Raw genomic sequence first — 23,128 nt, 5'->3', positions numbered from 1 at the left:
GCAGCTGGAGGGCCTGATCCGAAGTTGTCAGAAAGTGGAGACAAGCCTTGTCGAACAACATCACAGACAGATCGGAATCGCCCAGGGGGGCTATGCACTCGATCTTGAACGCGCCCGGTCTGAGATCGGGTGCAGACTGGCTCGCCTCCGCCGATGCTGCGGTGCGGGACCGATTTCTGAGTGAGATCGGGGAGGGGGGGCTTTGTGCCCTCCCTTTCCTGTTCGAGTTCTGGGCGCTGCCGCACCAGTTGCCGCCCGAGGGGGATTGGCGATCTTGGGTGATCATGGGCGGGCGCGGCGCGGGCAAGACGCGGGCCGGGGCCGAATGGGTGCGATCGATGGTCGAGGGGGCAATGCCGCTGGACCGGGGGGAGGCCAGCCGGGTGGCATTGGTCGGTGAGACCTTTGATCAGGTGCGCGACGTGATGATTTTTGGTGATAGCGGGATTTTGCGGTGTTCTCCGCCGGATCGGCGTCCGGTTTGGAAAGCATCCGAGCGAAAACTTGTCTGGCCCAACGGGGCCGAGGCGCAGGCGTTTTCGGCGCATGATCCCGAGGGGTTGCGGGGGCCGCAGTTCGATGCGGCCTGGGTGGATGAACTGGCCAAGTGGAAAAAGGCCGGAGAGACATGGGACATGCTGCAGTTTGCCCTTCGGTTGGGAGATCGACCGCGGGTCTGCGTGACGACCACGCCGCGCAATGTGAAGGTTTTGAAGGCGTTGCTGGCGTCCCCGTCCACGGTCCAGACCCATGCGCCGACCGAAGCGAACCGGGCCAATTTGGCGGAGTCCTTCTTGGAAGAGGTGCGCGCGCGATACGCCGGAACGCGGTTGGGGCGGCAGGAATTGGACGGGGTGCTGCTGTCGGACGCCGAGGGGGCGCTGTGGACGGGCTCGATGCTGGAGTCGGCGCGGGTTGACCGGGTGCCTGAACTGGACCGTATCGTGGTAGCGCTGGACCCGGCGGTGACGGCGGGATCGGACGCGGATGCCTGCGGGATCGTGGTGGTCGGTGCGCAACTGCAGGGGCCGCCTGAGGATTGGCGGGCGTTCGTGCTGGCCGACCGGACGGTGCAGGGCGTTGGCCCGGCAGGCTGGGCGCAGGCGGCGATTGACGCGATGGATGAGTTCGGGGCCGAGCGGCTGGTGGCCGAGGTTAATCAGGGCGGACAACTGGTTGAGGAGGTCGTGCGGCAGGTGGACCCTCTGGTCCCGTTCCGAGCAGTGCGTGCGTCACGTGGCAAGGTCGCGCGGGCAGAACCAGTGGCGGCCCTGTACGAACAAGAGCGGGTGGCGCATGTGGCGGGGTTGGACGCGCTGGAGGAACAGATGTGCCAGATGACGGCGCGCGGGTTCGAGGGGCAGGGCTCACCCGACCGGGTCGATGCGCTGGTCTGGGCGCTGCATGAGTTGGTTGTGGGGCCTGCGGGGGTGTATCGGCGGCCGAGGGTGCGGGTGTTGTGAGGATTGTGTTCTCTTAAGTCGCAAAAACCAATCAACTGCTTTGAGCCCTATTCAACAACGCCCAAATGACATTCGGCATTTTGCTTCGCTACTTTTGCCTGGAAAAGGACTTCAAAAGCAGAATTCGTCGGCACAATTTGACTGCTACAGAAAGGTTAGAATACGCTTCTGGAAAAGGAGGACGAAGTGTATTTTACGATTGTTCTGTCATTTGTGTTTCTTATTTTCATTTCGCCGTTAGCAAACGCTGAAGTCGGTTGGCGCGAGGGAGCTGTGTCACACCGGAAGTTGCCACCACCGGGCATTACAGAGTCTTACGTCAGATTGGATGTTCCCCATATTAGGCAAGGCGAAAATCTGTGCGTGCCAACTTCGGCGGCAATGGTTGTTCAGTATTTTGGGGGTAGAATTGATCCCGTCGAACTAAAAACCATCGCTGAAGGTCACAAGCCCAAAAACCAAAGAAATTCAAAGTTTACATATTGGAGAGATGCCAACTACGCTCTTCGCAAGTATGGGTATCGGTGGAAAATTCGCGATTACCCAAAATCATCCTCCGGCTTTAAATCTGGTCTTCGCGATATAAAGGCAAGTTTGAGAAAAGGCCGCCCAGTACTTATCGATGTCCACCAAGATGAAGGTCACACGTTTGTCGTCATGGGCTTTAATGATGAAGCACAGGTTGTCTACATTCGCGATCCAAACTTGCCAGGAAAACAGTCTCGTATTTTGAGTTATGCGGTACTGAAGGAAAATTGGCACAATCATAGGTTCGCGAACAACCGCAGTGCTTTTTTCGCGTACCCGAAATAGTCTGAGTTAAACTGCTGGCTTCGTACTGCTCATCCGGAACAGAGTTTTGAACCCGTAAAACTCAGAGTTCGTTTGAAGAAAGCGAACAGTAGCTTTTTCTGTGAAGCGGCAGTTTGAAACTATGGCTGTTATGGATCGTGGCAAAGGGCCGAGATTGCCGTTGCCCAACCCCCGTACTCCCTGTTCTCAAGCCCTAAACTTCTTTCCCTCATAACTCCTTTCAACAAGCCGGGCAGAGCGGCGGCAGAAAGGAGCACAGATGGTATTCGATTTCTTGCGTCGTGGATCGGCTGGGGAAGCACCCGAGGCAAAGGCCAGCGCGGCGGGGCCGGTGGTCGCGTGGCAGACGGGTGGGCGCGTGGCGTGGAGCCCTCGGGATGCGGTGTCGCTGACACGGACGGGGTTTTCGGGGAACCCGGTGGGGTTTCGCTCGGTCAAGCTGATTGCCGAGGCGGCGGCGGCGTTGCCGTTGGTGTTGCAGGATCAGGCGCAGCGTTATGAGACGCATCCGATTCTGAGCCTCATGCGGCGTCCGAATGCGGCGCAGGGGCGGGCGGAACTGATGGAGGCCTTGTTCGGGCAGTTGCTGTTGTCAGGCAACGCTTACGTCGAGGCGGTACAAGCCGAGGAGGGGTTGCCGGTTGAGCTGCATGTTCTGCGCTCGGATCGGATGAGCGTAGTGCCGGGGGCGGATGGCTGGCCCAGAGCGTATGATTATACGGCGGGGGGCAAGACGCACCGGTTCGCGACGGAAAATATCTGTCATATCAAATCCTTCCACCCGCAGGACGACCATTACGGGTTCTCGCCGATGCAGGCGGCGGCGATGGCGATTGATGTGCATAACAGCGCGTCCAGATGGTCGAAATCGCTGTTGGACAATGCGGCGCGGCCTTCGGGGGCGCTGGTTTGGAAGGGCGGTGATGGCCATGGGGTTATGGCCGAGGATCAGTTCCGCCGCCTGTCCGATGAGATCGAGCAGAACTATCGCGGCGCGCGCAATGCCGGGCGACCGATGGTTCTGGAAGGTGGCCTGGACTGGAAGCCGATGGGCTTCTCTCCGTCCGACATGGAGTTTCAAAAGACCAAGGAAGCCGCCGCCCGCGAGATCGCGCTGGCCTTTGGGGTCCCGCCGATGTTGCTGGGAATTCAGGGCGACGTGACCTATTCGAACTATCAGGAGGCCAACCGGGCGTTTTACCGCCTGACCGTTCTGCCCCTGGTGACGCGGGTGGCGGCGGCGGTGTCGGAGTGGTTGTCAGCCTTTACCGGCGAGGAGTTGGTGCTGAAACCCGATCTGGATCAGGTGCCAGCGCTGTCGGCAGAACGCGATGCGCAATGGGCGCGGGTCAGCGGGGCCGAGTTCCTGACGGATGCGGAAAAGAGGGCGCTGCTGGGGCTGCCGGAGCGCGCCGATGGCTGAGGGGTATCCGCCGTTCGACTGCGCGCCGGGCCTGCGTCTGGCCGCGCATGAGCGGGTGGCCGAGATCCAGCACGCGCATCTTTGTCGGCGGCTGGATCAGATCGAGGACATGATGGAGCGGCTTGAGCGGCGGTTGTGGCTGACGGTCTACGGTGTGGCGGCGGTAATTCTGGCGCAAGCGTTTCAGTCGTTCCTGGTGGTAACGCCATGAGTTCAGCGGGTTACATGGAGAAGTTGATGGATTTGGAACACAAGTTCGCGCGGTTTGGAGACGGGTTGTCTGTGAGCGAAGACGCTGTGATCGAGGGATATGCCAGCCTGTTCGGTCAGGTGGATCAGGGCAGCGACGTGGTACAGAACGGGGCCTATCGTGCGTCGCTAGCGGGGCTGGAGAAGGCAGGCCAGCGAGTCAAGATGCTGTGGCAGCACGACCCGGCGCAGCCGATCGGCGTGTGGGACGAGGTGCGTGAGGACGACAAGGGCCTGTGGGTCAAGGGACGCCTGCTGGAGGCGACGCAAAAGGGTCGTGAGGCAGCAGAGCTGATCCGGGCCGGGGCCATCGACGGGTTGTCGATTGGCTATCGCACCAAACGGGCCGTGAAGAATGACAAGGGCCAACGGGTCCTGACCGAACTGGAGCTGTGGGAGGTGTCGCTGGTGACATTCCCGATGCTTCCCAGTGCGCGGGTGGCGGCCAAGGGGACGGACCCCGAGGCCGAGAACACCTGGCGCAGTATTGCCGAGGTGTTTGATCACGCCCGGCAGGAGCTGGCGCGAACCTAGCGCGCCTCAATCCCACCCAAACAAGGAAGTGCTGATGAGCAAGACCGAGATTCCGGCCTTGACCGGAGAGGGTGCGCCCCTGGTTCAGGAGGTGAAGCAGGCGATGGCTAGCTTCGTGAATGAATTCAAGGGCTTGAAGGCTGAAGTTAAAACAAAACTGCAACAGACAGAAGAGCGACTGACCATGCTGGATCGTAAATCAACCATCGCGGCACGCCCGCATCTTGCGGCCTCGGGCACCGAAGGCGCACCGCACCAAAAGGCCTTTGATGCCTATGTGCGGTCGGGTGATGATGACGGGCTGCGCGGCCTTGAGATGGAGGCAAAATCGCTGTCCAGTGCTGTTAACAGCGATGGCGGCTATCTGGTCGATCCGCAGACTGCCGAGATCATTAAGTCGGTGCTGAAATCCACGGCCTCGATCCGTTCGATTGCGTCGGTGGTGAATGTCGAAGCGAATTCGTTTGATGTGCTGATCGACCATACAGATGTGGGCGCTGGCTGGGCGGATGAGACCTCGGTCGCGACCGAGACGGCGACGCCGTCGATTGACCGGATTTCCATCGCGCTGCACGAGCTGAGCGCGCTGCCCAAGGCTTCGCAGCGGCTGCTGGATGACAGTGCCTTTGACGTCGAGGGCTGGCTGGCCGGCCGCATCGCGGACAAGTTCGCACGCGCCGAGGCTGCAGCGTTCATCTCGGGTGATGGTGCTGACAAGCCCAAGGGTATTCTGGATCACGCCAAGGTCGACAATGACGTCTGGGCGTGGGGTAATCTTGGCTATGTGCCAACAGGGATCGACGGCGGTGTCGATGCGGATGCGATTGTCGATGTGGTCTATGCGCTGGGCGCGCAGTACCGCGTCAATGGCACCTTCGTGATGAACTCGAAAACCGCCGGTGTGATCCGCAAGCTTAAGGACGGCGATGGCCGCTTCCTGTGGTCGGATGGTCTGGCCGCGGGTGAGCCTGCGCGTCTGATGGGTTATCCGGTGCTGATCGCCGAGGATATGCCGGACGCGGGCAGCGACAGCTTCTCGATTGCGTTCGGTGACTTCCAGGCCGGTTATACCATCGCCGAGCGTCCCGATCTTCGCGTGCTGCGTGATCCGTTCAGCGCCAAGCCGCATGTCCTGTTCTACGCGACCAAGCGCGTGGGCGGCGACGTCAGCGACTTTGCCGCAATCAAGCTGGTGAAATTCGGCACCGCCTAAGCGGTGACGGATCCGGGGGGCTTTGCGCCCCCCGGGCGGCGGGCGCGGGCCGGGGTGAGATCCCCTGCGTTGTCTAGCTGCTCCCCTCCGTCCGAGCAACGTGGGGCGGCGCGTGCCCGTCATTTTCCAAGGATGCGGCCCCCGGAGGGGTCCGAGATTGCGGAGAGAATGGATGATGTTGATCGAAGAAACCGCCATCGCGGATGCGGCGCTGCCGGTGGATCAGTTCAAGGCGCATCTGCGGCTGGGCACGGGGTTTGCCGAAGGCGATGTGCAGGACGAAGTGCTAAAGGGATTCCTGCGCGCGGCGATTGCAGCGATTGAGGCGCGCACCGGCAAAGTACTGATCGAGCGCGACTTTTCGTGGAGCCTGAACAGCTGGCGCGATCACGCAGGCGAGGTGTTGCCGGTGGCTCCGGTAACTGCGGTTGACGCGGTAATGGTTACGGATGCTGCGGGTGCCGAGACTGCAGTGGCCGCGGATGCTTACAGGTTGGAGCGTGATTTGCAGCGGCCCCGGCTGCGTCCGGCAAGTTCTGGATTGCCGATGATCGCTACGGGCGGGTCGGTGAAGATCACATTTACGGCCGGGATGGCACCTGATTGGGGTGGGCTGCCTGCCGATCTGGGGCAAGCGGTGCTGTTGCTGGCGGCGCATTATTACGAATACCGCGACGAAACGGCGTTGGGTGATGGGTGCATGCCATTTGGCGTGACCAGCCTGATCCAACGCTATCGGATGGTGCGGTTCGGTGCCGGGGTGGCGCAATGAAGACGCCCAGGTTGAACAGGAAACTGGTGCTGGAGGCACCGGTGCGCGCAGCCGACGGGTCCGGTGGGTACACCGAGAGCTGGCAGGCATTGGGCACCCATTGGGCCGAGGTCACCGCGCGCAGCGGGGCCGAGCGGCAGGTTGCCGGGGTACCGGTGTCGCGGGTCAGCTATCGCATTGTTGTGCGGGGCGCGCCCGAGGGGTCGGCCATGCGGCCTGCGCCGGATCAGCGGTTTCGCGAAGGCGACCGCCACTTTGTTATCCGCGCGGTCGCTGAACGCGATGGGCGCGGCCAGTACCTGACCTGTTTCGCGGATGAGGAGGTGGCGGCATGAGCTATGGCGTATCGGCTGCTTTGCAGACGGCGGTGTTTCAGCAGCTTTTGGGGGATGCGCAGGTCAGCACTCTGTCAGGTGGCGCGATCTATGACGCGGTGCCCGCCGGATCGCTGCCGCAGACTTATGTGACGCTTGGGCCGGAGGAGGTACGAGAGGCCTCGGACCGGTCGGGCGGTGGCGCAGTGCACCGGTTCACGGTGTCGGTGGTGTCAGGGGCTGCCGGTTTCGGCGCGGCCAAGACGCTGGCCGGGGCGGTGTGTGATGCGTTGGAGGGTGCATCACTGACGCTCGACCGGGGTCGCCTGGTGGGGCTGTGGTTTGAACGTGCCTCGGCCCGGCGCACGGGAACCGGCGGCGCGATCCGCCAGATCGATCTGAGATTCCGCGCCCGCGTGGAAGACAACTAAGCAATCATTGGAGAGAGCATATGGGTGCCCAGAACGGTAAGGACCTGCTGGTCAAAGTGGACATGAACGGCACGGGTCTGTTCGAGACCATCGCGGGGCTGCGCGCCACGCGGATCAGTTTCAACGCGGAAAGCGTGGATGTGACCAGCCTGGAAAGTCAGGGCGGCTGGCGTGAGTTGTTGTCGGGGGCGGGGGTCAAGTCGGCCTCGATCTCGGGTTCGGGTGTGTTCCGGGATGAGGGAACCGATGAACGCGCGCGGCAGTTGTTTTTTGACAGCGAAACCCCGGCATTTCAGGTGATCATCCCCGATTTCGGTATCGTCGAGGGGCCGTTTCAGGTGACCGGCATCGAATATGCGGGCTCGCACAATGGCGAGGCGACCTATGAGATGAGCATGGCGAGCGCCGGCGCGCTGAGCTTTACGGCGCTCTGATGGCCAATCCGTGGACGGGCGAGGTGGCGCTGACCATCGACGGAGAGCGGCGGGTGCTCAAGCTGACACTGGGTGCTTTGGCGGAACTGGAACAGGAACTGGGCTCAGGCTCGCTGGTGGAACTGGTGCAGCGGTTCGAGGGCGGCGGCTATTCCAGCGGTGATGTGCTGGCGCTGATCGTGGCCGGGTTGCGGGGTGGCGGGGCGGATGTCACCCGCGCCGATCTGCTGAGCGCCGGGATCGAGGGTGGCCCCATGGCGGGTGCGCGGGCGGCGGCTGAACTGCTGGCGCGGGCCTTCATGGTGCCGGAACAGGCATGAGCGGGTTCGACTGGCCAGCCCTGATGCGGGCCGGGTTGATCGGGCTGCGTCTAGCACCGGATCAGTTCTGGCGTCTGACCCCGGCCGAGCTGCGGCTGATGCTGGGGCAGGGCGCGGGGATACCGGCGATGAACCGGGCCGGGCTGGATGCGCTGTTGGCGGCTTATCCGGACAAAGAACAAGGAGAGCGTGATGACGGATCGTGACGGGTTTGACGACCTGCAGGAACGTGGCGAGGCGCTGGGATATGCGCTGGGCGATGCGGCGACGATGGCGGCGGCCTTTGACACCCAGATGAAGCGGGTTCGGTCTGCCTTTGCCGAGACGGGCAAGGATGCGGCCACATTGGAGCGCGGCATGTCCAGCGGTCTGCGCAAGGCCTTTGACGGCGTGGTGCTGGATGGCATGGGCCTGTCGGACGCGCTGGATGTGCTGAAGAACTCGATGATTCAGACCGCCTATGCGGCCGCGATCAAGCCGGTGACGGATCATTTCGGCGGGATGCTGGCCAATACGGTTGGCGGTCTGGTTCAGGGCATTCTGCCTTTTGCGGATGGCGGTAGTTTTGCACGGGGCCGGGTGATGCCGTTTGCCAATGGCGGCGTGGTCAGTGGCCCCACCACCTTTCCGATGCGCGGCGGTGTCGGCCTGATGGGCGAAGCGGGGCCAGAGGCAATCATGCCGCTGGCGCGCGGACCGGATGGCAAGCTGGGCGTGCGGAATTCGGGGGCCGGGCGCGCCGTCAACGTGGTGATGAATATCACAACCCCCGACGTTCAGGGGTTTCGCCGCAGTCAGGGACAGATCGCAGCACAGATGAGCCGGGCGCTGGGGCGCGGCAATCGCAACAGGTAATTCGGGGAGCAAGGCATGAACTTTCACGAGGTAAGGTTTCCGGCCAATCTGAGCTTTGGCTCGGTTGGGGGACCGGAGCGGCGGACGGATATCGTAACGCTGGCCAATGGTTTCGAAGAACGCAACACCCCCTGGGCGCATTCGCGGCGGCGTTATGACGCCGGGGTCGGGATGCGTTCGCTTGACGATGTCGAGGCGCTGATTTCGTTCTTTGAGGCCCGGCAGGGACAGATGTTCGGATTTCGTTGGAAAGACTGGTCGGATTTCAAATCGGGCACGGCCACGGCAGATGTATCGATGCAGGATCAGGTGATCGGTAGAGGGGACGGCACGCAGACCTCCTTTCAGCTGCGCAAATCCTATGCCTCGGGCGGGTTCAGCTATGAGCGACCCATCGTCAAACCGGTTCTGGGCACCGTGCGGGTCGGACTTGAGCAGGATGAGCAGAAAGAGGGTGTGGATTTTGAGGTCGATCTGACGACCGGCGTGATCACCTTGTTCAACCCTCCTGCCGAGGATGTGCAGATCACAGCCGGGTTCGAGTTCGACGTGCCGGTGCGCTTTGATACCGACAAGATCCAGACCAGCGTCGCCAGCTTTCAGGCAGGCGATGTGCCGAATGTCCCGGTGGTGGAGGTGCGGGTCTGATGGAGTTGAAGAAAAACGCCCTTTACGCACATGTCAAAACCGGCCTGACCACGCTGTGCCGGTGCTGGTCCATCACCCGGAAGGATGGGGTGGTGCACGGTTTTACCGATCACGATCTGGAGCTGAGCTTTGCCGGAGTCACGTTCAAGGCCAATACCGGGCTAACGGCCTCGGCCGTTGAGCAGGCGACCGGGTTGTCGATTGACAATGCCGAGGCGATGGGCGCGATCTCGGACGCTGCAGTGCGTGAAGAGGATATCGAAGCCGGCAGGTTCGACGCGGCCGAAGTGCGCGCGTGGCTGGTGAATTGGGCCGATACCAATCAGCGTATTCTGCAGTTCAGGGGATCGATCGGTGAATTGCGGCGCGGCGGTGGTGCCTTTCATGCCGAGCTTCGCGGGCTGACCGATTTGCTGAACCGTCCGTTGGGGCGCGTGTATCAAAAGCCTTGTACAGCTGTGCTGGGGGACGAGAACTGCCAGATCAACGTCTCGGACCCGAAGTTTTCGGGCAAGGCCGAAATCCTTCAGGTGGCAGAAGGTGGCATTTTCCGGTTTGGGGGCATGGGCCGCTTTCAGAGCGGCTGGTTCAAACGGGGACGGCTGGAGATCATTTCGGGCAGCGCCAAGGGGCTGTGGGGGACGATCAAGCATGACAGGCTGCGCAAGGGCGCCCGGACCGTGGAACTGTGGCAGTCGATCGGCGGCGGCGTCGCTGTCGGTGATCAGGCACGGTTAATTGCCGGGTGCGACAAGCGGATGCCGACCTGTCGAACAAAATTCGAAAACATTTTGAATTTTCAGGGTTTTCCGGATTTGCCGAGCGAGGATTGGGTGATGGCGGTGCCCAAGAAGGGCCAGCCCAACAACGGGGGAAGCAGGCGGTGACAATTACACGGCAGAATATAGTAGATGAGGCGCGGACCTGGCTTGGAACCCCCTATGTGCATCAGGCGTCGGTCAAGGGTGCCGGAACGGATTGTCTGGGCCTGCTGCGCGGCGTCTGGCGGGAGCTGGTCGGGCACGAGCCCGAGGCGGTTCCGATTTACAGCACGGATTGGTCCGAGCCGCAGGGCGAAGAGCGGTTGTGGGATGCAGCCCGTCGTCATCTGGTCGAAAAACCCGGCCCTGATCTGGAGGCTGGCGATGTGCTGCTGTTCCGGATGCGCGATGTGGCCGTGGCCAAACATCTGGGGATCGTCAGCGCAACGGGTGAAGCTCCGCGCTTTATTCATGCCTATTCCGGGCATGGCGTCGTTGAAAACTCGCTGAGTGAGCCGTGGCGCCGCCGGGTGGTGGCGCGTTTCGAATTTCCCGAGGGGGTAAGCTGATGGCGACAATCATTCTATCGGCGGCGGGTGCCGCACTCGGTGGGTCAATCGGTGGAACGGTGGCCGGGTTGTCCACCGCAGTCATTGGCCGAGCGGTCGGAGCAACCGTTGGCCGCCTGATCGACCAGCGGATGATGAGCCAGAAAGTGATGGGCGGCGGCAGCGAGGTTGTCGAAACCGGCCGTCTGGACCGGTTCCGTCTGACCGAAACGGGCGAAGGCGCGCCAATGGCCACGGTCTTCGGGCGGATGCGGGTCGGCGGACAAGTGATCTGGGCATCAGAATTTCTGGAAACGCGGAGCACGACGACTGCTTCTCAGACTACCGGCGGTGGCGGGGGCAAGGGAACGCCAAAACAGCCCGAAGTCACGACGACAACCACCACGCACAATTACAGTTATTCGGTCTCGCTGGCGATTGCGGTGGGAACGGGCGAGATCGCGGATATCCCCAGAATCTGGGCGGATGGCGAGGAACTGGCCCATGACGATCTGAACATGCGGATATATCACGGGACGAAGGGCCAGTTGCCCGACCCGCTGATCGAAGCGACCGAGGGTGTCGGCAAAGTGCCTGCCTATCGCGGGACGGCGTATGTGGTGATCGAAGATCTGGCGCTGGGCCGTTTCGGCAATCGCGTTCCCCAGTTCTCGTTCGAAGTGGTCCGGCAGGAGCAAAAGGGCATGCCCGGCTACGGGGACAGGTTGGCCAGTATTATCAAGGGTGTGGCCTTGATGCCCGGCACGGGTGAATACACGCTGGCGCGTGATCAGATGAACTATACCAAAGGCAAGGGGCGGTCCTGGGCGGCCAATATGAACTCTCCGTCGGGCCTGTCGGATCTGGTTGCATCAACACGCGCCCTGCGACGCGAATTGCCGGGATGCGAGGCGGCCTCGCTGATCGTGTCATGGTTCGGCAGCGACTTGCGGTGCAACGCGTGCCAGATACGGCCCAAGGTCGTGCGGGGCGATGTCGAGGGGGATACGATGCCGTGGCAGGTCGCCGGTCAGACCCGGTCTGCTGCGCAAAAGGTCAAACTGGTCGATGAGCGTCCGGTTTATGGTGGCACGCCCGCCGATGGCTCGGTTGTTCAGGCTATTCAGCACCTCAGGAGCCAGGGCAAGCGTGTCATGTTCTATCCGTTTATCCTGATGGATCAGCTTGCGGACAACGGTTTGGCCGACCCGTGGTCGGATGCCGAACACCAGCCGCACCTGCCGTGGCGCGGGCGCATCACGCTGAGCAAGGCACCGGGCCGCGAAGGATCGCCCGACAAGACGGCTGCGGCGGATACGCAGGTGGCCAAGTTCTTTGGAACGGCGAAAGCGTCGGATTTTGTGATCGGCGATGGTGCGGTGACATATCATGGGCCACAGGAATGGGGGCTGCGTCGGTTCATTCTGCACTATGCAGCGCTGTGCGCGGCGGCTGGGGGTGTCAATTCGTTCTGCATCGGGTCCGAGATGCGGGCCCTGACCCAAATTCGGGGCGCATCGGGATTTCCTACGGTTGCGCAACTTAGATCTTTGGCAGCTGAAGTGCGGACCTTGCTGGGGCCGAACACCAAGATCGGGTATGCGGCGGACTGGTCCGAGTATTTCGGGTATCAGCCTGACGATGGCAGCGGCGACAGGTATTTCCATCTAGATCCGCTATGGGCGGACGAGAACATAGATTTTGTCGGGATCGACAATTACATGCCGCTGTCGGATTGGCGGGATGGCGACGATCATCTGGATGCCGCCGCCGGGGCCCGGTCGATCTATGATCTGAAATATCTGCAAAGCAATATCGAGGGTGGCGAAGGATACGACTGGTATTATCGGGGGTCGGATCAGTCCGATACGCAAATTCGCACGCCCATCGAGGATGCCGAACATGGGGAACCATGGGTCTGGCGCTACAAGGATCTGCGCAACTGGTGGTCGAAACCGCATCACGAGCGGATCAACGGCGTCCGGCGGCCCAACCGGACAGCATGGAAGCCGAAATCGAAACCGATCTGGTTCACCGAACTGGGATGTGCTGCCATCGACAAAGGGACGAACCAGCCGAACAAGTTCATTGATCCCAAATCATCGGAATCGAAGTATCCAAAGTACTCCAATGGTTTGCGAGACGATCTTATGCAGGTTCAATACCTGAGGGCCGTTTTGGGATATTGGAATGCGCCCGGAAAAAACCCGATGTCCGACGTCTATGGCAGGCGCATGATCGACCTGACCAACGCCTATGTCTGGGCATGGGATGCGCGGCCCTATCCGACATTTCCCAATCTGCGCGGGTTGTGGAGTGACGGTGCCAATTATGCCCGTGGTCATTGGCTGAACGGGCGGTCCGGGTCGCGGACCTTGGCATCGGTCGTGGCGGAAATCTGTTACGCGTCAGGTGTCACGCAGATTGATGTGTCCGGGTTGTGGGGCATCGTCCGGGGCTATGTAATCGAGGACGTGACCGACGCCCGCTCGGCCTTGCAGCCCCTGATGCTGCGCTACGGGTTCGATGCGATCGAGCGGGATGGCGCGCTGAGATTCCGGATGCGCGACGGAAGAAACGCCGTCGACATCGCGCCGGATGAGTTTGCGATCAGTTCGGAAATCGACGGCGATGTCGAGCATGTGCGTGAGGCCGAGGCGCAGATGACCGGACGCGTAAGGCTGCGCTTTGTCCATTCGGATGCGGATCATGACGTTATCGCCGAAGAGGTGGTTCTGCCGGATACCGAAACCCACGCTGTCGCAGTCAACGAAATGCCGTTGTCCATGACGCGCAGCGAAGGCCGGCAAACCGTGGAAAGGTGGCTCAGCGAGGCGCGCGTCTCGCGCGAGACGGCGCGGTTTGCCTTGCCGCCGTCAAAGATGGATCTGGGTGCGGGTGACGTTGTTCGCCTTCCGGGAACCAGAGAGGGAGAGCAGGGCGGGCTGTATCGGATCGACCGGATTGAGCAGGCGGAAATGCAGCTGGCTGAAGCGGTCAGAATTCAGCCCGGTGTCTATCTGACCTCGGACCTGCCCGAAGATGAGGTCGCGGCCAAGGCCTTTGTGGCGCCAACGCCGGTCTTGCCGGTATTTCTGGATCTGCCGCTGATCACGGGTAACGAGGTGCCCTATGCCCCATATCTGGCGGTGGCAGCCAATCCGTGGCCGGGTAACGTCGCCGTCTATGCATCGTCAAACGACGAGGATTATGCGCTGCGCGAGGTCATCGCCAGCCAGGCCGTGATCGGGTTTACGGAAACGCCCCTGATCCGGGCAACACCCGGGCTTTGGGATGAAGGTGCCGCGCTGCGGGTCAATCTGATTGAAGGGGTGTTGGAATCCCGCCCGCGTCCGGCCCTGCTGAACGGTGCCAATCTGGCGGCCATCGGTGACGGCAGCACCGGAAACTGGGAGGTTTTTCAGTTCAGCAACGCGATGTTGCAAGGGAAGGGCATTTACGAGCTGTCAGGCCGGTTGCGCGGGCAGTTGGGCACGGATGCGATGATGTCGAATGTCTGGCCTGTCGGGTCGATGTTCGTGTTGCTGGATGACAGGGTGTATCAGACGGGGCTGTTGCGTTCGGAACGCCGTGTGGCCAAGAACTATCGTATTGGACCGGCAAGGCGCGGATACAATAACCGGTCGTATACCCATCTGGTCGAGGCGTTCGAGGGCAATGGCCTGAGGCCCTATTCTCCGGCACATCTGTCCGCGCGGCTTACGGGCGGTGGTACCCGGTTGTCGTGGATACGGCGTACACGTGTTGACGGGGACGACTGGGCCGGGTTGGACGTGCCATTGGGTGAAGAAAGCGAATCCTATATTCTGCGTATCCGCAAGAACGGTGAAGTTCTGCGAGATATCGTCATCGGAGACCGCAACTGGTTGTACAGCTTGTCCAAACAGGCAGAAGATGGGATTTCCGGCGACTATGTGGTTGAGGTTGCACAGGTCTCGGCCACTTACGGGCCGGGAGCGTTCGCAAAACTTACGGTGAAGTAACCGGAGCATGCGACCCGTTCTTCATGGGGATATCAGCGCGGCGGCGCGGGCATTATTGTCCGTGCCGCCCGCAGAGCGCGAGGGCCTGTGTTTCCACCTGTTGCGGCAGGCCGAGATCGCAGACCGATTTGTGATGCGATACGGTAAGCTGCATCCGCGGTTCGGAAACGGGTCACTGATGGCTGTAGCGAGGTTGCGGAACCTGCCGGACGAGCCGAATTTCGACGATCTGCAATACTGCCGTTGCTTTGAAACCGTCCTGAGGTGTCTGATCCGGCATCGGGTCAGCCAGAGGCGCAGCTGACGCATTTGCTGGCCGCAAGATCCAGTTTCAGACGCCCATGCGGAATCTCTTCGCCGCAGTCTTCACAATAGCCGAATTCGCCCTCTTCAATGCGCTGAAGCGCGGCGTGCAAGCGGCTGGCCTCAACGTCGCGGCGGGCCTGTTGTGCCTTGGCCATGGCTTGATTCTGTAGGGCGTCCATCCGGCTGAGACGGCCGACGGCCTGCTGATCAAGCTGAACGACGGCCTGTGCGTCCAGCCCGGCGTCGGAATTTTGTTCCAATTCAGCCAGCTGTCTGTGGATCAGGGTTTCGAATTCTCTCAGATCTGTCTCATTCATTTCTGTTGTGACGCATATCAAGGGTTTGCGTTTGGCCTTTTTGCCCCTAGATGGCTATTCTAGGCGCAGCAAAGGACCAAAAGCCATGATTGAAACGCGCAGAAATCTGACACCTGTCGATCCGGTTTGGGATCGCATCACGACAGAAGCACATGCGGCTGTTGAGCAGGAACCGCTGATGGGCGGGCTGGTTCACGCCTGTATCCTGCATCACAAAAGCCTTGAGCGAGCGCTGTCGTATCGGATTGCGGCCAAGCTGTGTTCGAACGAGATGTCGATGATGGTGCTGCGCGAAATCGTGGACGAAGCCTATGCGGACGATCATCGCGTCGTTGATGCGGCGCGGGCCGATCTGATGGCAGTGTACGAGCGCGACCCGGCCTGCCACCGGTTGCTGCAACCGATTCTGTACTTCAAGGGATATCAGGCGATGCAAGCCTATCGCGTTGCCAATTGGCTGTGGCGCAAAGGGCGGCACGATCTGGCCTATTTCTTTCAGATGCGGTCATCGGAGATTTTCGGCATCGACATTCATCCGGCTGCGAAGATTGGCCAGGGGATCATGATCGATCATGCCCATTCCATCGTTATCGGTGAGACCGCAGTTGTGGGCAACAATGTCTCGATGCTGCATTCGGTGACGCTGGGCGGAACCGGTAAGGAAGAAGAAGACCGCCATCCCAAGATTGGTGACGGTGTTCTGATCGGTGCAGGCGCAAAGGTGCTGGGTAACATTCAGGTCGGGAATTGCAGCCGGATCGCCGCGGGTTCCGTGGTGTTGCAGGAGGTTCCGCCTTGCAAGACGGTGGCCGGAATTCCGGCCAAGATCGTGGGCGAGGCCGGATGCGATCAGCCCGCAATCTCAATGGATCACATGCTGGGCAAGGATCAGTAACTTTTTTGAAACAGAAAAAGCCGCCTCGGTGAAAGAGGCGGCTTTTTTGTTGTTTACGTGCAGGCTCAGGCCAGCATGACCATGGGATTTTCCAGATTTTCCACAATGGCCTGAAGCAGCTGGGCCCCTAGCGCCCCATCAATGACCCGGTGATCGACCGACATGGTAACCGACATTACGGTTGCGACAGTCAGTTCACCATCGTCCCTGACAACCGGTTTCTTCGCACCCGTACCGACGGCTAGAATTCCGGCGTGAGGCGGGTTCACGATGGCATCGAAATTGTCGATGCCGAACATGCCGAGGTTGGAAACCGCAAAGGTGCCACCCTGATATTCATGCGGAGCAAGCTTGCGCTCACGTGCGCGGGCGGCAAGGTCCTTCATCTCGGTCGAGAGGGCTGACAGTGATTTGGTGTCAGCATCCTGCAGGACCGGGGTGAACAGACCACCTTCGATGGCGACCGCAACGGCGACGTCCGAAGGTTTCAGTTGCAGAACCCGGTCGCCAGCCCAGACGGCGTTGCATTCGGGAACCTGTTGCAGCGCGTTGGCGACGGCCTTGATGATAAAGTCGTTGACGCTGAGCTTTACGCCGCGACCTTCCAGCTGTTTGTTCAGCTGGCCACGGAATTTCAGCAGGGCGTCCAGTTTGATCTCGCGGCGCAGATAGAAATGCGGGATCGTCTGCTTGGCTTCGCTCAGACGTGCGGCAATGGTCTTGCGCATACCGTCGAGCTTGATCTCTTCGTACTCGCGGCCTTCGTACATGCGGGCGACCATATCCACCGAAGGACCGGCCGGAGCGGCTGCAGGTGCGGGCGCCGCCGCAGCAGCTGCTGGTGCAGCGGCCGGGGCCGGAGCAGTGGCTGTTGCACCTTCGACGTCGGCCTTGACGATGCGACCGTGAGGGCCGGAACCCTTGATCTGAGCCAGATCGAGACCTTTCTGGGCCGCGATGCGCCGGGCAAGCGGCGAGGCGAAGACACGGCCACCGGCTGCAGTGGTTGGAGCTGCCGGGGCAGGGGCGGGCGCCTCGGACGCCACTGGCGCGGCGGCCTCGTTACCCGCAGCGGCTGGGGCCGCCTCGGGGGCTTTGGCCGGTGCCGCCGCAATATCATCGGCGCTTTCGCCATCTTCCAGCAGAACTGCGATGGCGGTGTTGACCTTGACCCCTTCGGTGCCTTCGGGGATCAGGATTTTGCCGATTGTGCCTTCGTCAACGGCCTCGAACTCCATCGTGGCCTTGTCGGTTTCGATCTCGGCCAGCAGGTCACCGGAGGAGACGGTGTCGCCCTCTTTGACCAGCCATTTGGCAAGGGTGCCTTCCTCCATCGTTGGGGAAAGGGCGGGCATCAGAATTTCGGTGGGCATCTGTCTGTCGCTCCTTACCGGTAGGTCACTTGTTTGACGGCTGCGATCACCTCATCGGTGGTGATCAGGGCCAGCTTTTCCAGGTTCGCGGCGTAAGGCATCGGAACATCTTTACCGGTGCAGTTGATAACCGGCGCGTCGAGGTAATCGAACGCCTCCTGCATGACCACGGAACTGATGTAGCTGCCGACGGAACCTTGCGGCCAGCCTTCTTCGACGGTCACTAGACGGTTGGTTTTCATCACCGAGTTGATGATCGCGCCGGTGTCCATCGGGCGGATGGTGCGCAGGTCGATCACCTCGGCGCTGATACCTTCCTCGGCCAGTTTGTCGGCGGCTTCCAACGCGAACTGCATGCCGATGCCAAAGCTGACGATGGTCACGTCCGAGCCTTCGCGCCAGATGCGGGCCTTGCCCAGTGGGACGGTAAGGTCGTCCACCTGCGGCACGTCAAAGGAGCGACCGTAGAGGATTTCGTTTTCAAGGAAAACCACCGGGTTGGGGTCGCGGATCGCCGATTTCAGCAGGCCTTTGGCGTCAGCCGCCGAATAGGGCATGACAACCTTGAGACCCGGGACCTGCATGTACCACGCAGCGTAGTCCTGGCTGTGCTGGGCAGCCACGCGCGCGGCGGCACCGTTGGGGCCGCGGAACACGATGGGACAGCCCATCTGACCGCCGGACATATAGAGCGTCTTGGCTGCAGAGTTGATGATCTGGTCAATCGCCTGCATGGCGAAGTTGAAGGTCATGAACTCGACAATCGGTTTCAGACCGCCAAAGGCAGAACCAACCGCGATTCCGGCGAAGCCATGTTCGGTGATCGGGGTGTCGATCACGCGTTTGCTTCCGAATTCGTCCAGCAATCCTTGCGAGATCTTGTAGGCGCCCTGATATTCGGCGACTTCCTCGCCCATCAGATAGACGTCTTCGTCACCGCGCATTTCCTCGGCCATGGCATCGCGCAGGGATTCACGGACCGTTTGCGATTTCATCTCGGCGTCTGCGGGCCAGTCGGGTGAATGGTCAACGACTGGTGCAGCAGGTGCTGCGGCAGGAGCAGGAGCAGGCGCCGGGGCCGCCGCAGGGGCGGCGTCTGCCACCGCTTCGGCTGCGGGCGCAGCCGAGGGCAGAGCGGATGCATCTTCGCCTTCTTCGACGAGGATCGCGATGGGGGTGTTCACTTTGACCCCTTCGGTGCCTTCAGCGATCAGGATCTTGCCGACGATGCCTTCGTCGACGGCTTCGAACTCCATCGTGGCCTTGTCGGTTTCGATCTCGGCCATGATGTCGCCGGACGACACAGTGTCGCCTTCCTTGACCAGCCATTTGGCCAATGTGCCTTCTTCCATCGTGGGCGAAAGGGCGGGCATGAGAATTTCGGTTGCCATGTCTTAGTCGTCCTCTCAGGCGTAGATATCGGTCCAGAGCTCATCCAGCGACGGCTCGGGGCTTTCTTTCGAGAATTCGGCGGCCTGATTGACGATCTCTTTGATTTCCTTGTCGATCGCCTTCAGATCATCCTCGGTCGCGTGTTTGCCGGACAGCAGCAACTCGCGCACATGTTCGATCGGGTCGCTTTGTTCGCGCACCTTCTGAACCTCTTCGCGGGTGCGGTACTTGGCCGGGTCGGACATCGAGTGGCCGCGATAGCGATATGTCTTGACCTCAAGGATGTACGGCCCCTTGCCGGCGCGGCAGTGGGCGACGGCCTTTTCGCTGGCCTCTTTCACGGCCAGAACATCCATGCCGTTGACGATTTCACCGGGGATGCCGAACGCCTCGCCCCGGACATAGATATCCTTGGTCGAGGTCGAGCGCGCCTGAGCGGTGCCCATGGCGTATTGGTTGTTCTCGATCACGAAGATAACCGGCAGGTCCCACAGTGCGGCCATATTGAAGGTCTCATAGACCTGACCCTGGTTTGCGGCGCCATCACCGAAATAGGTAAAGGTTACGCGGCCGTTGCCCTTGTACTTGTCCGCAAAGGCGAGACCGGCGCCTAGGGGAACCTGTGCACCAACGATGCCGTGGCCACCGTAGAAATGCTTCTCTTTCGAGAACATGTGCATTGAGCCGCCCTTGCCTTTGGACAGCCCGCCCTCGCGTCCGGTCAGTTCGGCCATCACGCCGCCCGGGTCCATACCGCAGGCCAGCATATGGCCGTGATCGCGGTACGAGGTGATGCGCTTGTCGCCTTCTTCGGCCGCAGCCTCGAGGCCGACCACAACGGCCTCCTGTCCGATGTAGAGGTGGCAGAAACCGCCGATCAGGCCCATGCCATATAGCTGGCCAGCCTTTTCCTCGAATCGGCGGATCAGCAGCATTTCGCGGTAGTAGTGTTTCAGCTCATCCGCTGAAACGTTTGGTTTCTTTGTGGTTTTTCGCGCGGCCATCGTGGCGATCTCCCCCTTACGGCAAGATAGTTTAGCGTTAAACTATCTCATAAAGCATTTCGCAGCGTCTGGCGAGGGGAAATGTGACGCAGCGTCGTCCGGGGCGGCGGGTTGCTTGCTGCGGTTAACGAAAGACCTAAAAAATCGACACCCAGATGAACTTTGCGCCTAAGACACATTGGTGATCTGGTGAGGGTCAGCTAGTTCGTGAAACGCTTTAGCGAATGACGATTTCGTCTGCGCGGATCAGGCCCAGAACCGAGCGCGCCTGCTGGTCCAGCAGGTCGAGGTCAAGGTAGGTGTCTGACAGGCGGCGGGTGAGGTTTTCTGTCCTTGCGATTTCTGCATCCAGCCGCGCAAGGTCGCGTGACAGGGCGTCCCGTTCCGCAGCGATCTCGACCCGACGGAACAGGCCATAGTCGCCCTGCACGGCAGCGAAGGTGAAATAAACACCCAGCATGAATGCCACTGCAAAGAACAACGCTGCGCCCAAACCGGGCCGATGGGAACGGGACACTCTGTTTACCGCCGTATGAAGTCTGCCTCAATAACGTGCCCTTTTCGGGCATCTGTCAGCACTATGTCACAGGTGATTCGGGTTGTGAATCCCCGAAATCGCAAAAAGATGTCAAATGATTCGAAATAGATAATTCAGGCGCCCCGGGCAGGGCGCCTGTTGGTTCGGAGTTATTGTTCCAGCGCGGCGACGCCGGGCAATGTCTTGCCTTCCATCCACTCCAGAAACGCGCCGCCAGCGGTGGAGATGTAGGAAAAATCGCCTGCCGCACCCGACGCGTTGAGGGCCGCAACTGTATCGCCACCACCGGCAACCGATATCAGCTTGCCCGCACGGGTCAGTGCCGCGGCCTTGAGTGCCGCGGCGTTTGTTGCTGCATCGAACGGCTCAAGCTCAAATGCGCCCAGCGGACCATTCCAGATCAGGGTCTGGCTTTGCTCGAAAATCTCGACGATTGCGTCGATGCTGTCCGGGCCTGCGTCCAGGATCAGCCCTTCTTCGGGGCACTGATCGGCGGGCAGAACCTGATGCGGCGCGTGGGATTCGAACTTTTCGGCCACCACGATGTCGCTGGGCAGGATGATCTTGCATCCCGATGCCTCGGCCTTGGCCAGAATTTCGGCGGCGGTATCTTTCATGATGCGTTCGGCCAAAGACTTGCCCACGTTCAGCCCCTTGGCGACGAGGAAGGTGTTGGCCATGCCGCCACCGATCACAAGGTAATCCACCTTTTCGATCAGGTTGCCCAGCAATTCCAGCTTGGTGGAAACCTTGGCGCCGCCAACAACCGCGGTGACGGGGCGGTTGGGAGCGCCGAGCGCGCTTTCCAACGCTTCCAGTTCGGCCTGCATCAAACGGCCCGCACAGGCGGGCAGAAGCCGGGCGATGGCTTCGGTCGAGCTGTGGGCCCGATGCGCGGCGGAAAAGGCGTCGTTGCAGTAAACATCGCCAAGCCGGGCCATACCAGCGGCCAGGTCGGGATCGTTCTTGGTTTCTGCTGCGTGGAAGCGGGTGTTTTCCAGCAGCAATACTTCGCCTGGCTGCAATTCCCCGGCTGCCAGTTCCGCTGCTGTTCCGACGCAATCGGCGGCAAACAGAACCTTGGTTTCGAACGCGCGTTCCAGCGTCGGGATCAGCTGGTTCAGCGACAGGTTTTCACGGCGCTCGCCGCCGGGACGGCCGAAATGCGCCAGCAGGATCGGTTTGCCACCCGCTGCGATGATGTCGCGCACAGTGGGGATGATGCGGCGGATACGGGTCGAGTCGGTCACCACGCCGTCCACGATCGGCACGTTGATATCCACGCGCACAAGCACGCGCTTGCCGTTCAGGTCCATGTCGTCCAGTGTTTTCCAGCCCATCGCGTTCACTCCGCCGCTTGCATCAGATTTGGGCGGTTCTTTTCCTGCATTTTGCCCTCAGGTCAATGCGTCACTTGGCATTCGCGCGCCCGGCGCATAGGTATTTGCGCAATACCAAACGACAGGAGGGCCAGATGGCCGAGATCAAGGATCCCGAAAACACAATCATCATCGAACTGAAGGACGGCAATGTCGTCATCGAATTGCTGCCCGATGTTGCCCCTCAGCACAGCGAGCGCATGAAGGAACTGGCGCGCGCGGGTGAATATGACAACGTGGCCTTTCACCGAGTGATCGACGGCTTTATGGCCCAGACCGGCGATGTGCAGCACGGTGATATGGAAGACGGGTTCAACCTGCGCATGGCGGGAACCGGCGGGTCGTCGCTGCCGAACGTTCCGGCCGAATTCTCGAAACTGCCGCATGACCGGGGCACGCTGGGCGCTGCGCGTTCGCAGAACCCGAACTCGGCCAATTCGCAGTTCTTCATCAATTTCAAGGACAACCACTTCCTGAACGGACAATACACCGTTTATGGCCGTGTGATTGACGGCATGGAGCACGTGGATGCCATCGTACGTGGTGAGCCGCCTGCAAGCCCCGACCGCATGATCAGCGTCAAGGTGGCTGCAGATGCATAAGCTGGCCGCCGTATTTGCCCTGATGGCCAGCCCTGCGCTGGCGACAGGGTTGCAGATCGAGGTTGAGGGTGAGGCGAATGGTACAATCACCATCGACCTGTTCGACGATGTAGCGCCCAAGCACGTGGAGCAGATCACTGCGCTGGCCAGCGAAGGCCTGTATGACGGTGTCGTGTTTCATCGCGTGATCGACGGTTTCATGGCTCAGACCGGCGATGTGGAACATGGCAAGCTGGGCAGTGACATGGGCCGCGCGGGAACCGGCGGTTCAGACCGCCCGGACCTGCCTGCCGAGTTCTCGGATATCACCTATGATCGTGGTGTCGTCGGCATGGCGCGTTCGCAGAACCCTAACAGTGCCAATTCGCAGTTCTTTATCATGTTTGCTCCTGGCCCGTTCCTTGATGGCCAATATACGGTCGTTGGTAAGGTCACGGACGGCATGGACGTGGTTGACGCAATCAAGCGCGGCACCGGTCAGAACGGGGCCGTGGTCGGCCAGCCTGACGTGATGAAAAAGGTCACTGTGACCGAATGAAT

General features: G+C 60.9%; 27 protein-coding genes. 21 read left to right on the top strand and 6 right to left on the bottom strand.

Annotated elements, in window-relative coordinates; all coding sequences use genetic code 11:
- Positions 1-92: 92 nt before the first annotated feature.
- From ACR0NA_RS01725 to ACR0NA_RS01640, 18 genes are all read left to right on the top strand, one after another.
- The gene (locus tag ACR0NA_RS01725) at positions 93-1,463 is read left to right on the top strand and encodes a DNA-packaging protein (RefSeq protein ID WP_480725585.1); all 1,371 of its coding nucleotides are present in this window, start codon (positions 93-95) and stop codon (positions 1,461-1,463) included.
- A gap of 186 nt (positions 1,464-1,649) precedes the next feature.
- Positions 1,650-2,276: a C39 family peptidase gene (locus ACR0NA_RS01720; protein ID WP_480725583.1), complete on the top strand. Its 627-nt coding sequence runs from the start codon at positions 1,650-1,652 to the stop codon at positions 2,274-2,276.
- A gap of 259 nt (positions 2,277-2,535) precedes the next feature.
- Entirely contained in the window at positions 2,536-3,699 is a 1,164-nt protein-coding gene (locus ACR0NA_RS01715) for a phage portal protein (RefSeq protein ID WP_480725581.1), read from the top strand.
- Entirely contained in the window at positions 3,692-3,910 is a 219-nt protein-coding gene (locus tag ACR0NA_RS01710) for a GTA head formation protein, RCAP_rcc01685 family (RefSeq protein ID WP_170572321.1), read from the top strand. The genes ACR0NA_RS01715 and ACR0NA_RS01710 overlap by 8 nt, the downstream gene beginning before the upstream one ends.
- On the top strand, positions 3,907-4,482 hold the full coding sequence (locus ACR0NA_RS01705) for an HK97 family phage prohead protease (protein ID WP_480725578.1): 576 nt from the start codon (positions 3,907-3,909) through the stop codon (positions 4,480-4,482). The genes ACR0NA_RS01710 and ACR0NA_RS01705 overlap by 4 nt, the downstream gene beginning before the upstream one ends.
- Positions 4,483-4,516: 34 nt before the next feature.
- Positions 4,517-5,695, top strand: coding sequence for a phage major capsid protein (locus ACR0NA_RS01700; protein ID WP_480725576.1), 1,179 nt, complete (start codon positions 4,517-4,519; stop codon positions 5,693-5,695).
- A gap of 172 nt (positions 5,696-5,867) precedes the next feature.
- Positions 5,868-6,467, top strand: a complete 600-nt coding sequence (locus ACR0NA_RS01695; RefSeq protein ID WP_480725574.1) for a head-tail connector protein — start codon at positions 5,868-5,870, stop codon at positions 6,465-6,467.
- Positions 6,464-6,802: a phage head closure protein gene (locus ACR0NA_RS01690; protein ID WP_480725572.1), complete on the top strand. Its 339-nt coding sequence runs from the start codon at positions 6,464-6,466 to the stop codon at positions 6,800-6,802. The genes ACR0NA_RS01695 and ACR0NA_RS01690 overlap by 4 nt, the downstream gene beginning before the upstream one ends.
- A complete protein-coding gene (locus tag ACR0NA_RS01685) occupies positions 6,799-7,212 on the top strand; it encodes a DUF3168 domain-containing protein (RefSeq protein WP_480725569.1) in 414 nt (137 codons plus the stop codon). Before ACR0NA_RS01690 ends, ACR0NA_RS01685 begins: the two co-directional genes overlap by 4 nt.
- A gap of 20 nt (positions 7,213-7,232) precedes the next feature.
- On the top strand, positions 7,233-7,646 hold the full coding sequence (locus ACR0NA_RS01680; RefSeq protein WP_170651927.1) for a phage major tail protein, TP901-1 family: 414 nt from the start codon (positions 7,233-7,235) through the stop codon (positions 7,644-7,646).
- On the top strand, positions 7,646-7,966 hold the full coding sequence (locus ACR0NA_RS01675) for a gene transfer agent family protein (protein WP_480725567.1): 321 nt from the start codon (positions 7,646-7,648) through the stop codon (positions 7,964-7,966). The genes ACR0NA_RS01680 and ACR0NA_RS01675 overlap by 1 nt, the downstream gene beginning before the upstream one ends.
- Positions 7,963-8,172 carry a rcc01693 family protein gene (locus tag ACR0NA_RS01670; RefSeq protein ID WP_480725564.1) on the top strand — a complete coding sequence of 70 codons (210 nt, stop codon included), beginning with the start codon at positions 7,963-7,965 and terminating at the stop codon, positions 8,170-8,172. The genes ACR0NA_RS01675 and ACR0NA_RS01670 overlap by 4 nt, the downstream gene beginning before the upstream one ends.
- Positions 8,159-8,821, top strand: coding sequence for a phage tail tape measure protein (locus ACR0NA_RS01665; protein WP_480725562.1), 663 nt, complete (start codon positions 8,159-8,161; stop codon positions 8,819-8,821). Before ACR0NA_RS01670 ends, ACR0NA_RS01665 begins: the two co-directional genes overlap by 14 nt.
- Positions 8,822-8,836: 15 nt before the next feature.
- Positions 8,837-9,469 carry a phage distal tail protein, Rcc01695 family gene (locus ACR0NA_RS01660; protein ID WP_480725561.1) on the top strand — a complete coding sequence of 211 codons (633 nt, stop codon included), beginning with the start codon at positions 8,837-8,839 and terminating at the stop codon, positions 9,467-9,469.
- A complete protein-coding gene (locus ACR0NA_RS01655; RefSeq protein ID WP_480725560.1) occupies positions 9,469-10,356 on the top strand; it encodes a DUF2163 domain-containing protein in 888 nt (295 codons plus the stop codon). Before ACR0NA_RS01660 ends, ACR0NA_RS01655 begins: the two co-directional genes overlap by 1 nt.
- Positions 10,353-10,799: an NlpC/P60 family protein gene (locus ACR0NA_RS01650; protein ID WP_170651939.1), complete on the top strand. Its 447-nt coding sequence runs from the start codon at positions 10,353-10,355 to the stop codon at positions 10,797-10,799. Before ACR0NA_RS01655 ends, ACR0NA_RS01650 begins: the two co-directional genes overlap by 4 nt.
- On the top strand, positions 10,799-14,782 hold the full coding sequence (locus ACR0NA_RS01645) for a baseplate multidomain protein megatron (RefSeq protein WP_480725557.1): 3,984 nt from the start codon (positions 10,799-10,801) through the stop codon (positions 14,780-14,782). The genes ACR0NA_RS01650 and ACR0NA_RS01645 overlap by 1 nt, the downstream gene beginning before the upstream one ends.
- Before the next feature lie 7 nt (positions 14,783-14,789).
- Positions 14,790-15,086, top strand: coding sequence for a DUF7742 family protein (locus ACR0NA_RS01640; protein ID WP_480725555.1), 297 nt, complete (start codon positions 14,790-14,792; stop codon positions 15,084-15,086).
- On the opposite strand, the gene ACR0NA_RS01635 is transcribed toward ACR0NA_RS01640, so the two are convergent.
- Positions 15,067-15,405: a TraR/DksA family transcriptional regulator gene (locus tag ACR0NA_RS01635; RefSeq protein WP_480725553.1), complete on the bottom strand. Its 339-nt coding sequence runs from the start codon at positions 15,403-15,405 to the stop codon at positions 15,067-15,069. The genes ACR0NA_RS01640 and ACR0NA_RS01635 overlap by 20 nt on opposite strands.
- Before the next feature lie 85 nt (positions 15,406-15,490).
- On the opposite strand from ACR0NA_RS01635, the gene cysE reads away from it, so the two are divergent.
- Positions 15,491-16,300, top strand: a complete 810-nt coding sequence (cysE, locus tag ACR0NA_RS01630) for a serine O-acetyltransferase (RefSeq protein WP_480725551.1) — start codon at positions 15,491-15,493, stop codon at positions 16,298-16,300.
- 65 nt (positions 16,301-16,365) lie between these two features.
- Here the strand turns inward: cysE and ACR0NA_RS01625 are convergent, their stop codons facing one another.
- From ACR0NA_RS01625 to ACR0NA_RS01605, 5 genes are all read right to left on the bottom strand, one after another.
- A complete protein-coding gene (locus tag ACR0NA_RS01625) occupies positions 16,366-17,673 on the bottom strand; it encodes a pyruvate dehydrogenase complex dihydrolipoamide acetyltransferase (RefSeq protein WP_480725549.1) in 1,308 nt (435 codons plus the stop codon).
- Positions 17,674-17,687: 14 nt separating this feature from the next.
- A complete protein-coding gene (locus tag ACR0NA_RS01620; protein WP_480725546.1) occupies positions 17,688-19,064 on the bottom strand; it encodes a pyruvate dehydrogenase complex E1 component subunit beta in 1,377 nt (458 codons plus the stop codon).
- A gap of 15 nt (positions 19,065-19,079) precedes the next feature.
- Positions 19,080-20,069: a pyruvate dehydrogenase (acetyl-transferring) E1 component subunit alpha gene (gene pdhA, locus ACR0NA_RS01615; protein WP_480725544.1), complete on the bottom strand. Its 990-nt coding sequence runs from the start codon at positions 20,067-20,069 to the stop codon at positions 19,080-19,082.
- Positions 20,070-20,286: 217 nt separating this feature from the next.
- A complete protein-coding gene (locus ACR0NA_RS01610) occupies positions 20,287-20,586 on the bottom strand; it encodes a septum formation initiator family protein (RefSeq protein ID WP_170651955.1) in 300 nt (99 codons plus the stop codon).
- Positions 20,587-20,756: 170 nt separating this feature from the next.
- Positions 20,757-21,947 carry a phosphoglycerate kinase gene (locus ACR0NA_RS01605; RefSeq protein WP_480725541.1) on the bottom strand — a complete coding sequence of 397 codons (1,191 nt, stop codon included), beginning with the start codon at positions 21,945-21,947 and terminating at the stop codon, positions 20,757-20,759.
- 134 nt (positions 21,948-22,081) lie between these two features.
- Here ACR0NA_RS01605 and ACR0NA_RS01600 point away from each other — a divergent pair, with 134 nt between their 5' ends.
- A complete protein-coding gene (locus tag ACR0NA_RS01600; protein ID WP_480725538.1) occupies positions 22,082-22,588 on the top strand; it encodes a peptidylprolyl isomerase in 507 nt (168 codons plus the stop codon).
- A complete protein-coding gene (locus ACR0NA_RS01595; protein WP_480725536.1) occupies positions 22,581-23,126 on the top strand; it encodes a peptidylprolyl isomerase in 546 nt (181 codons plus the stop codon). The genes ACR0NA_RS01600 and ACR0NA_RS01595 overlap by 8 nt, the downstream gene beginning before the upstream one ends.
- Positions 23,127-23,128: the final 2 nt, after the last annotated feature.

Source organism: Ruegeria sp. C11 (genome assembly GCF_056537725.1).
The sequence above is the reverse complement of the archived record's forward strand: the minus strand, read 5'-3'. Positions and strand labels throughout refer to the sequence as shown.

Excerpts from the sequence above, each read along its gene's own strand:
- ACR0NA_RS01725 (WP_480725585.1), top strand. The coding sequence starts at position 93 with ATGCACTCGATCTTGAACGCGCCCGGTCTGAGATCGGGTGCAGACTGG.
- ACR0NA_RS01715 (WP_480725581.1), top strand. The coding sequence starts at position 2,536 with ATGGTATTCGATTTCTTGCGTCGTGGATCGGCTGGGGAAGCACCCGAG.
- ACR0NA_RS01710 (WP_170572321.1), top strand. The coding sequence starts at position 3,692 with ATGGCTGAGGGGTATCCGCCGTTCGACTGCGCGCCGGGCCTGCGTCTG.
- ACR0NA_RS01705 (WP_480725578.1), top strand. The coding sequence starts at position 3,907 with ATGAGTTCAGCGGGTTACATGGAGAAGTTGATGGATTTGGAACACAAG.
- ACR0NA_RS01700 (WP_480725576.1), top strand. The coding sequence starts at position 4,517 with ATGAGCAAGACCGAGATTCCGGCCTTGACCGGAGAGGGTGCGCCCCTG.
- ACR0NA_RS01695 (WP_480725574.1), top strand. The coding sequence starts at position 5,868 with ATGATGTTGATCGAAGAAACCGCCATCGCGGATGCGGCGCTGCCGGTG.
- ACR0NA_RS01690 (WP_480725572.1), top strand. The coding sequence starts at position 6,464 with ATGAAGACGCCCAGGTTGAACAGGAAACTGGTGCTGGAGGCACCGGTG.
- ACR0NA_RS01685 (WP_480725569.1), top strand. The coding sequence starts at position 6,799 with ATGAGCTATGGCGTATCGGCTGCTTTGCAGACGGCGGTGTTTCAGCAG.
- ACR0NA_RS01680 (WP_170651927.1), top strand. The coding sequence starts at position 7,233 with ATGGGTGCCCAGAACGGTAAGGACCTGCTGGTCAAAGTGGACATGAAC.
- ACR0NA_RS01675 (WP_480725567.1), top strand. The coding sequence starts at position 7,646 with ATGGCCAATCCGTGGACGGGCGAGGTGGCGCTGACCATCGACGGAGAG.
- ACR0NA_RS01670 (WP_480725564.1), top strand. The coding sequence starts at position 7,963 with ATGAGCGGGTTCGACTGGCCAGCCCTGATGCGGGCCGGGTTGATCGGG.
- ACR0NA_RS01665 (WP_480725562.1), top strand. The coding sequence starts at position 8,159 with ATGACGGATCGTGACGGGTTTGACGACCTGCAGGAACGTGGCGAGGCG.
- ACR0NA_RS01660 (WP_480725561.1), top strand. The coding sequence starts at position 8,837 with ATGAACTTTCACGAGGTAAGGTTTCCGGCCAATCTGAGCTTTGGCTCG.
- ACR0NA_RS01655 (WP_480725560.1), top strand. The coding sequence starts at position 9,469 with ATGGAGTTGAAGAAAAACGCCCTTTACGCACATGTCAAAACCGGCCTG.
- ACR0NA_RS01645 (WP_480725557.1), top strand. The coding sequence starts at position 10,799 with ATGGCGACAATCATTCTATCGGCGGCGGGTGCCGCACTCGGTGGGTCA.
- ACR0NA_RS01640 (WP_480725555.1), top strand. The coding sequence starts at position 14,790 with ATGCGACCCGTTCTTCATGGGGATATCAGCGCGGCGGCGCGGGCATTA.
- ACR0NA_RS01635 (WP_480725553.1), bottom strand. The coding sequence starts at position 15,405 with ATGAATGAGACAGATCTGAGAGAATTCGAAACCCTGATCCACAGACAG.
- cysE (WP_480725551.1), top strand. The coding sequence starts at position 15,491 with ATGATTGAAACGCGCAGAAATCTGACACCTGTCGATCCGGTTTGGGAT.
- ACR0NA_RS01625 (WP_480725549.1), bottom strand. The coding sequence starts at position 17,673 with ATGCCCACCGAAATTCTGATGCCCGCCCTTTCCCCAACGATGGAGGAA.
- ACR0NA_RS01620 (WP_480725546.1), bottom strand. The coding sequence starts at position 19,064 with ATGGCAACCGAAATTCTCATGCCCGCCCTTTCGCCCACGATGGAAGAA.
- pdhA (WP_480725544.1), bottom strand. The coding sequence starts at position 20,069 with ATGGCCGCGCGAAAAACCACAAAGAAACCAAACGTTTCAGCGGATGAG.
- ACR0NA_RS01605 (WP_480725541.1), bottom strand. The coding sequence starts at position 21,947 with ATGGGCTGGAAAACACTGGACGACATGGACCTGAACGGCAAGCGCGTG.
- ACR0NA_RS01600 (WP_480725538.1), top strand. The coding sequence starts at position 22,082 with ATGGCCGAGATCAAGGATCCCGAAAACACAATCATCATCGAACTGAAG.
- ACR0NA_RS01595 (WP_480725536.1), top strand. The coding sequence starts at position 22,581 with ATGCATAAGCTGGCCGCCGTATTTGCCCTGATGGCCAGCCCTGCGCTG.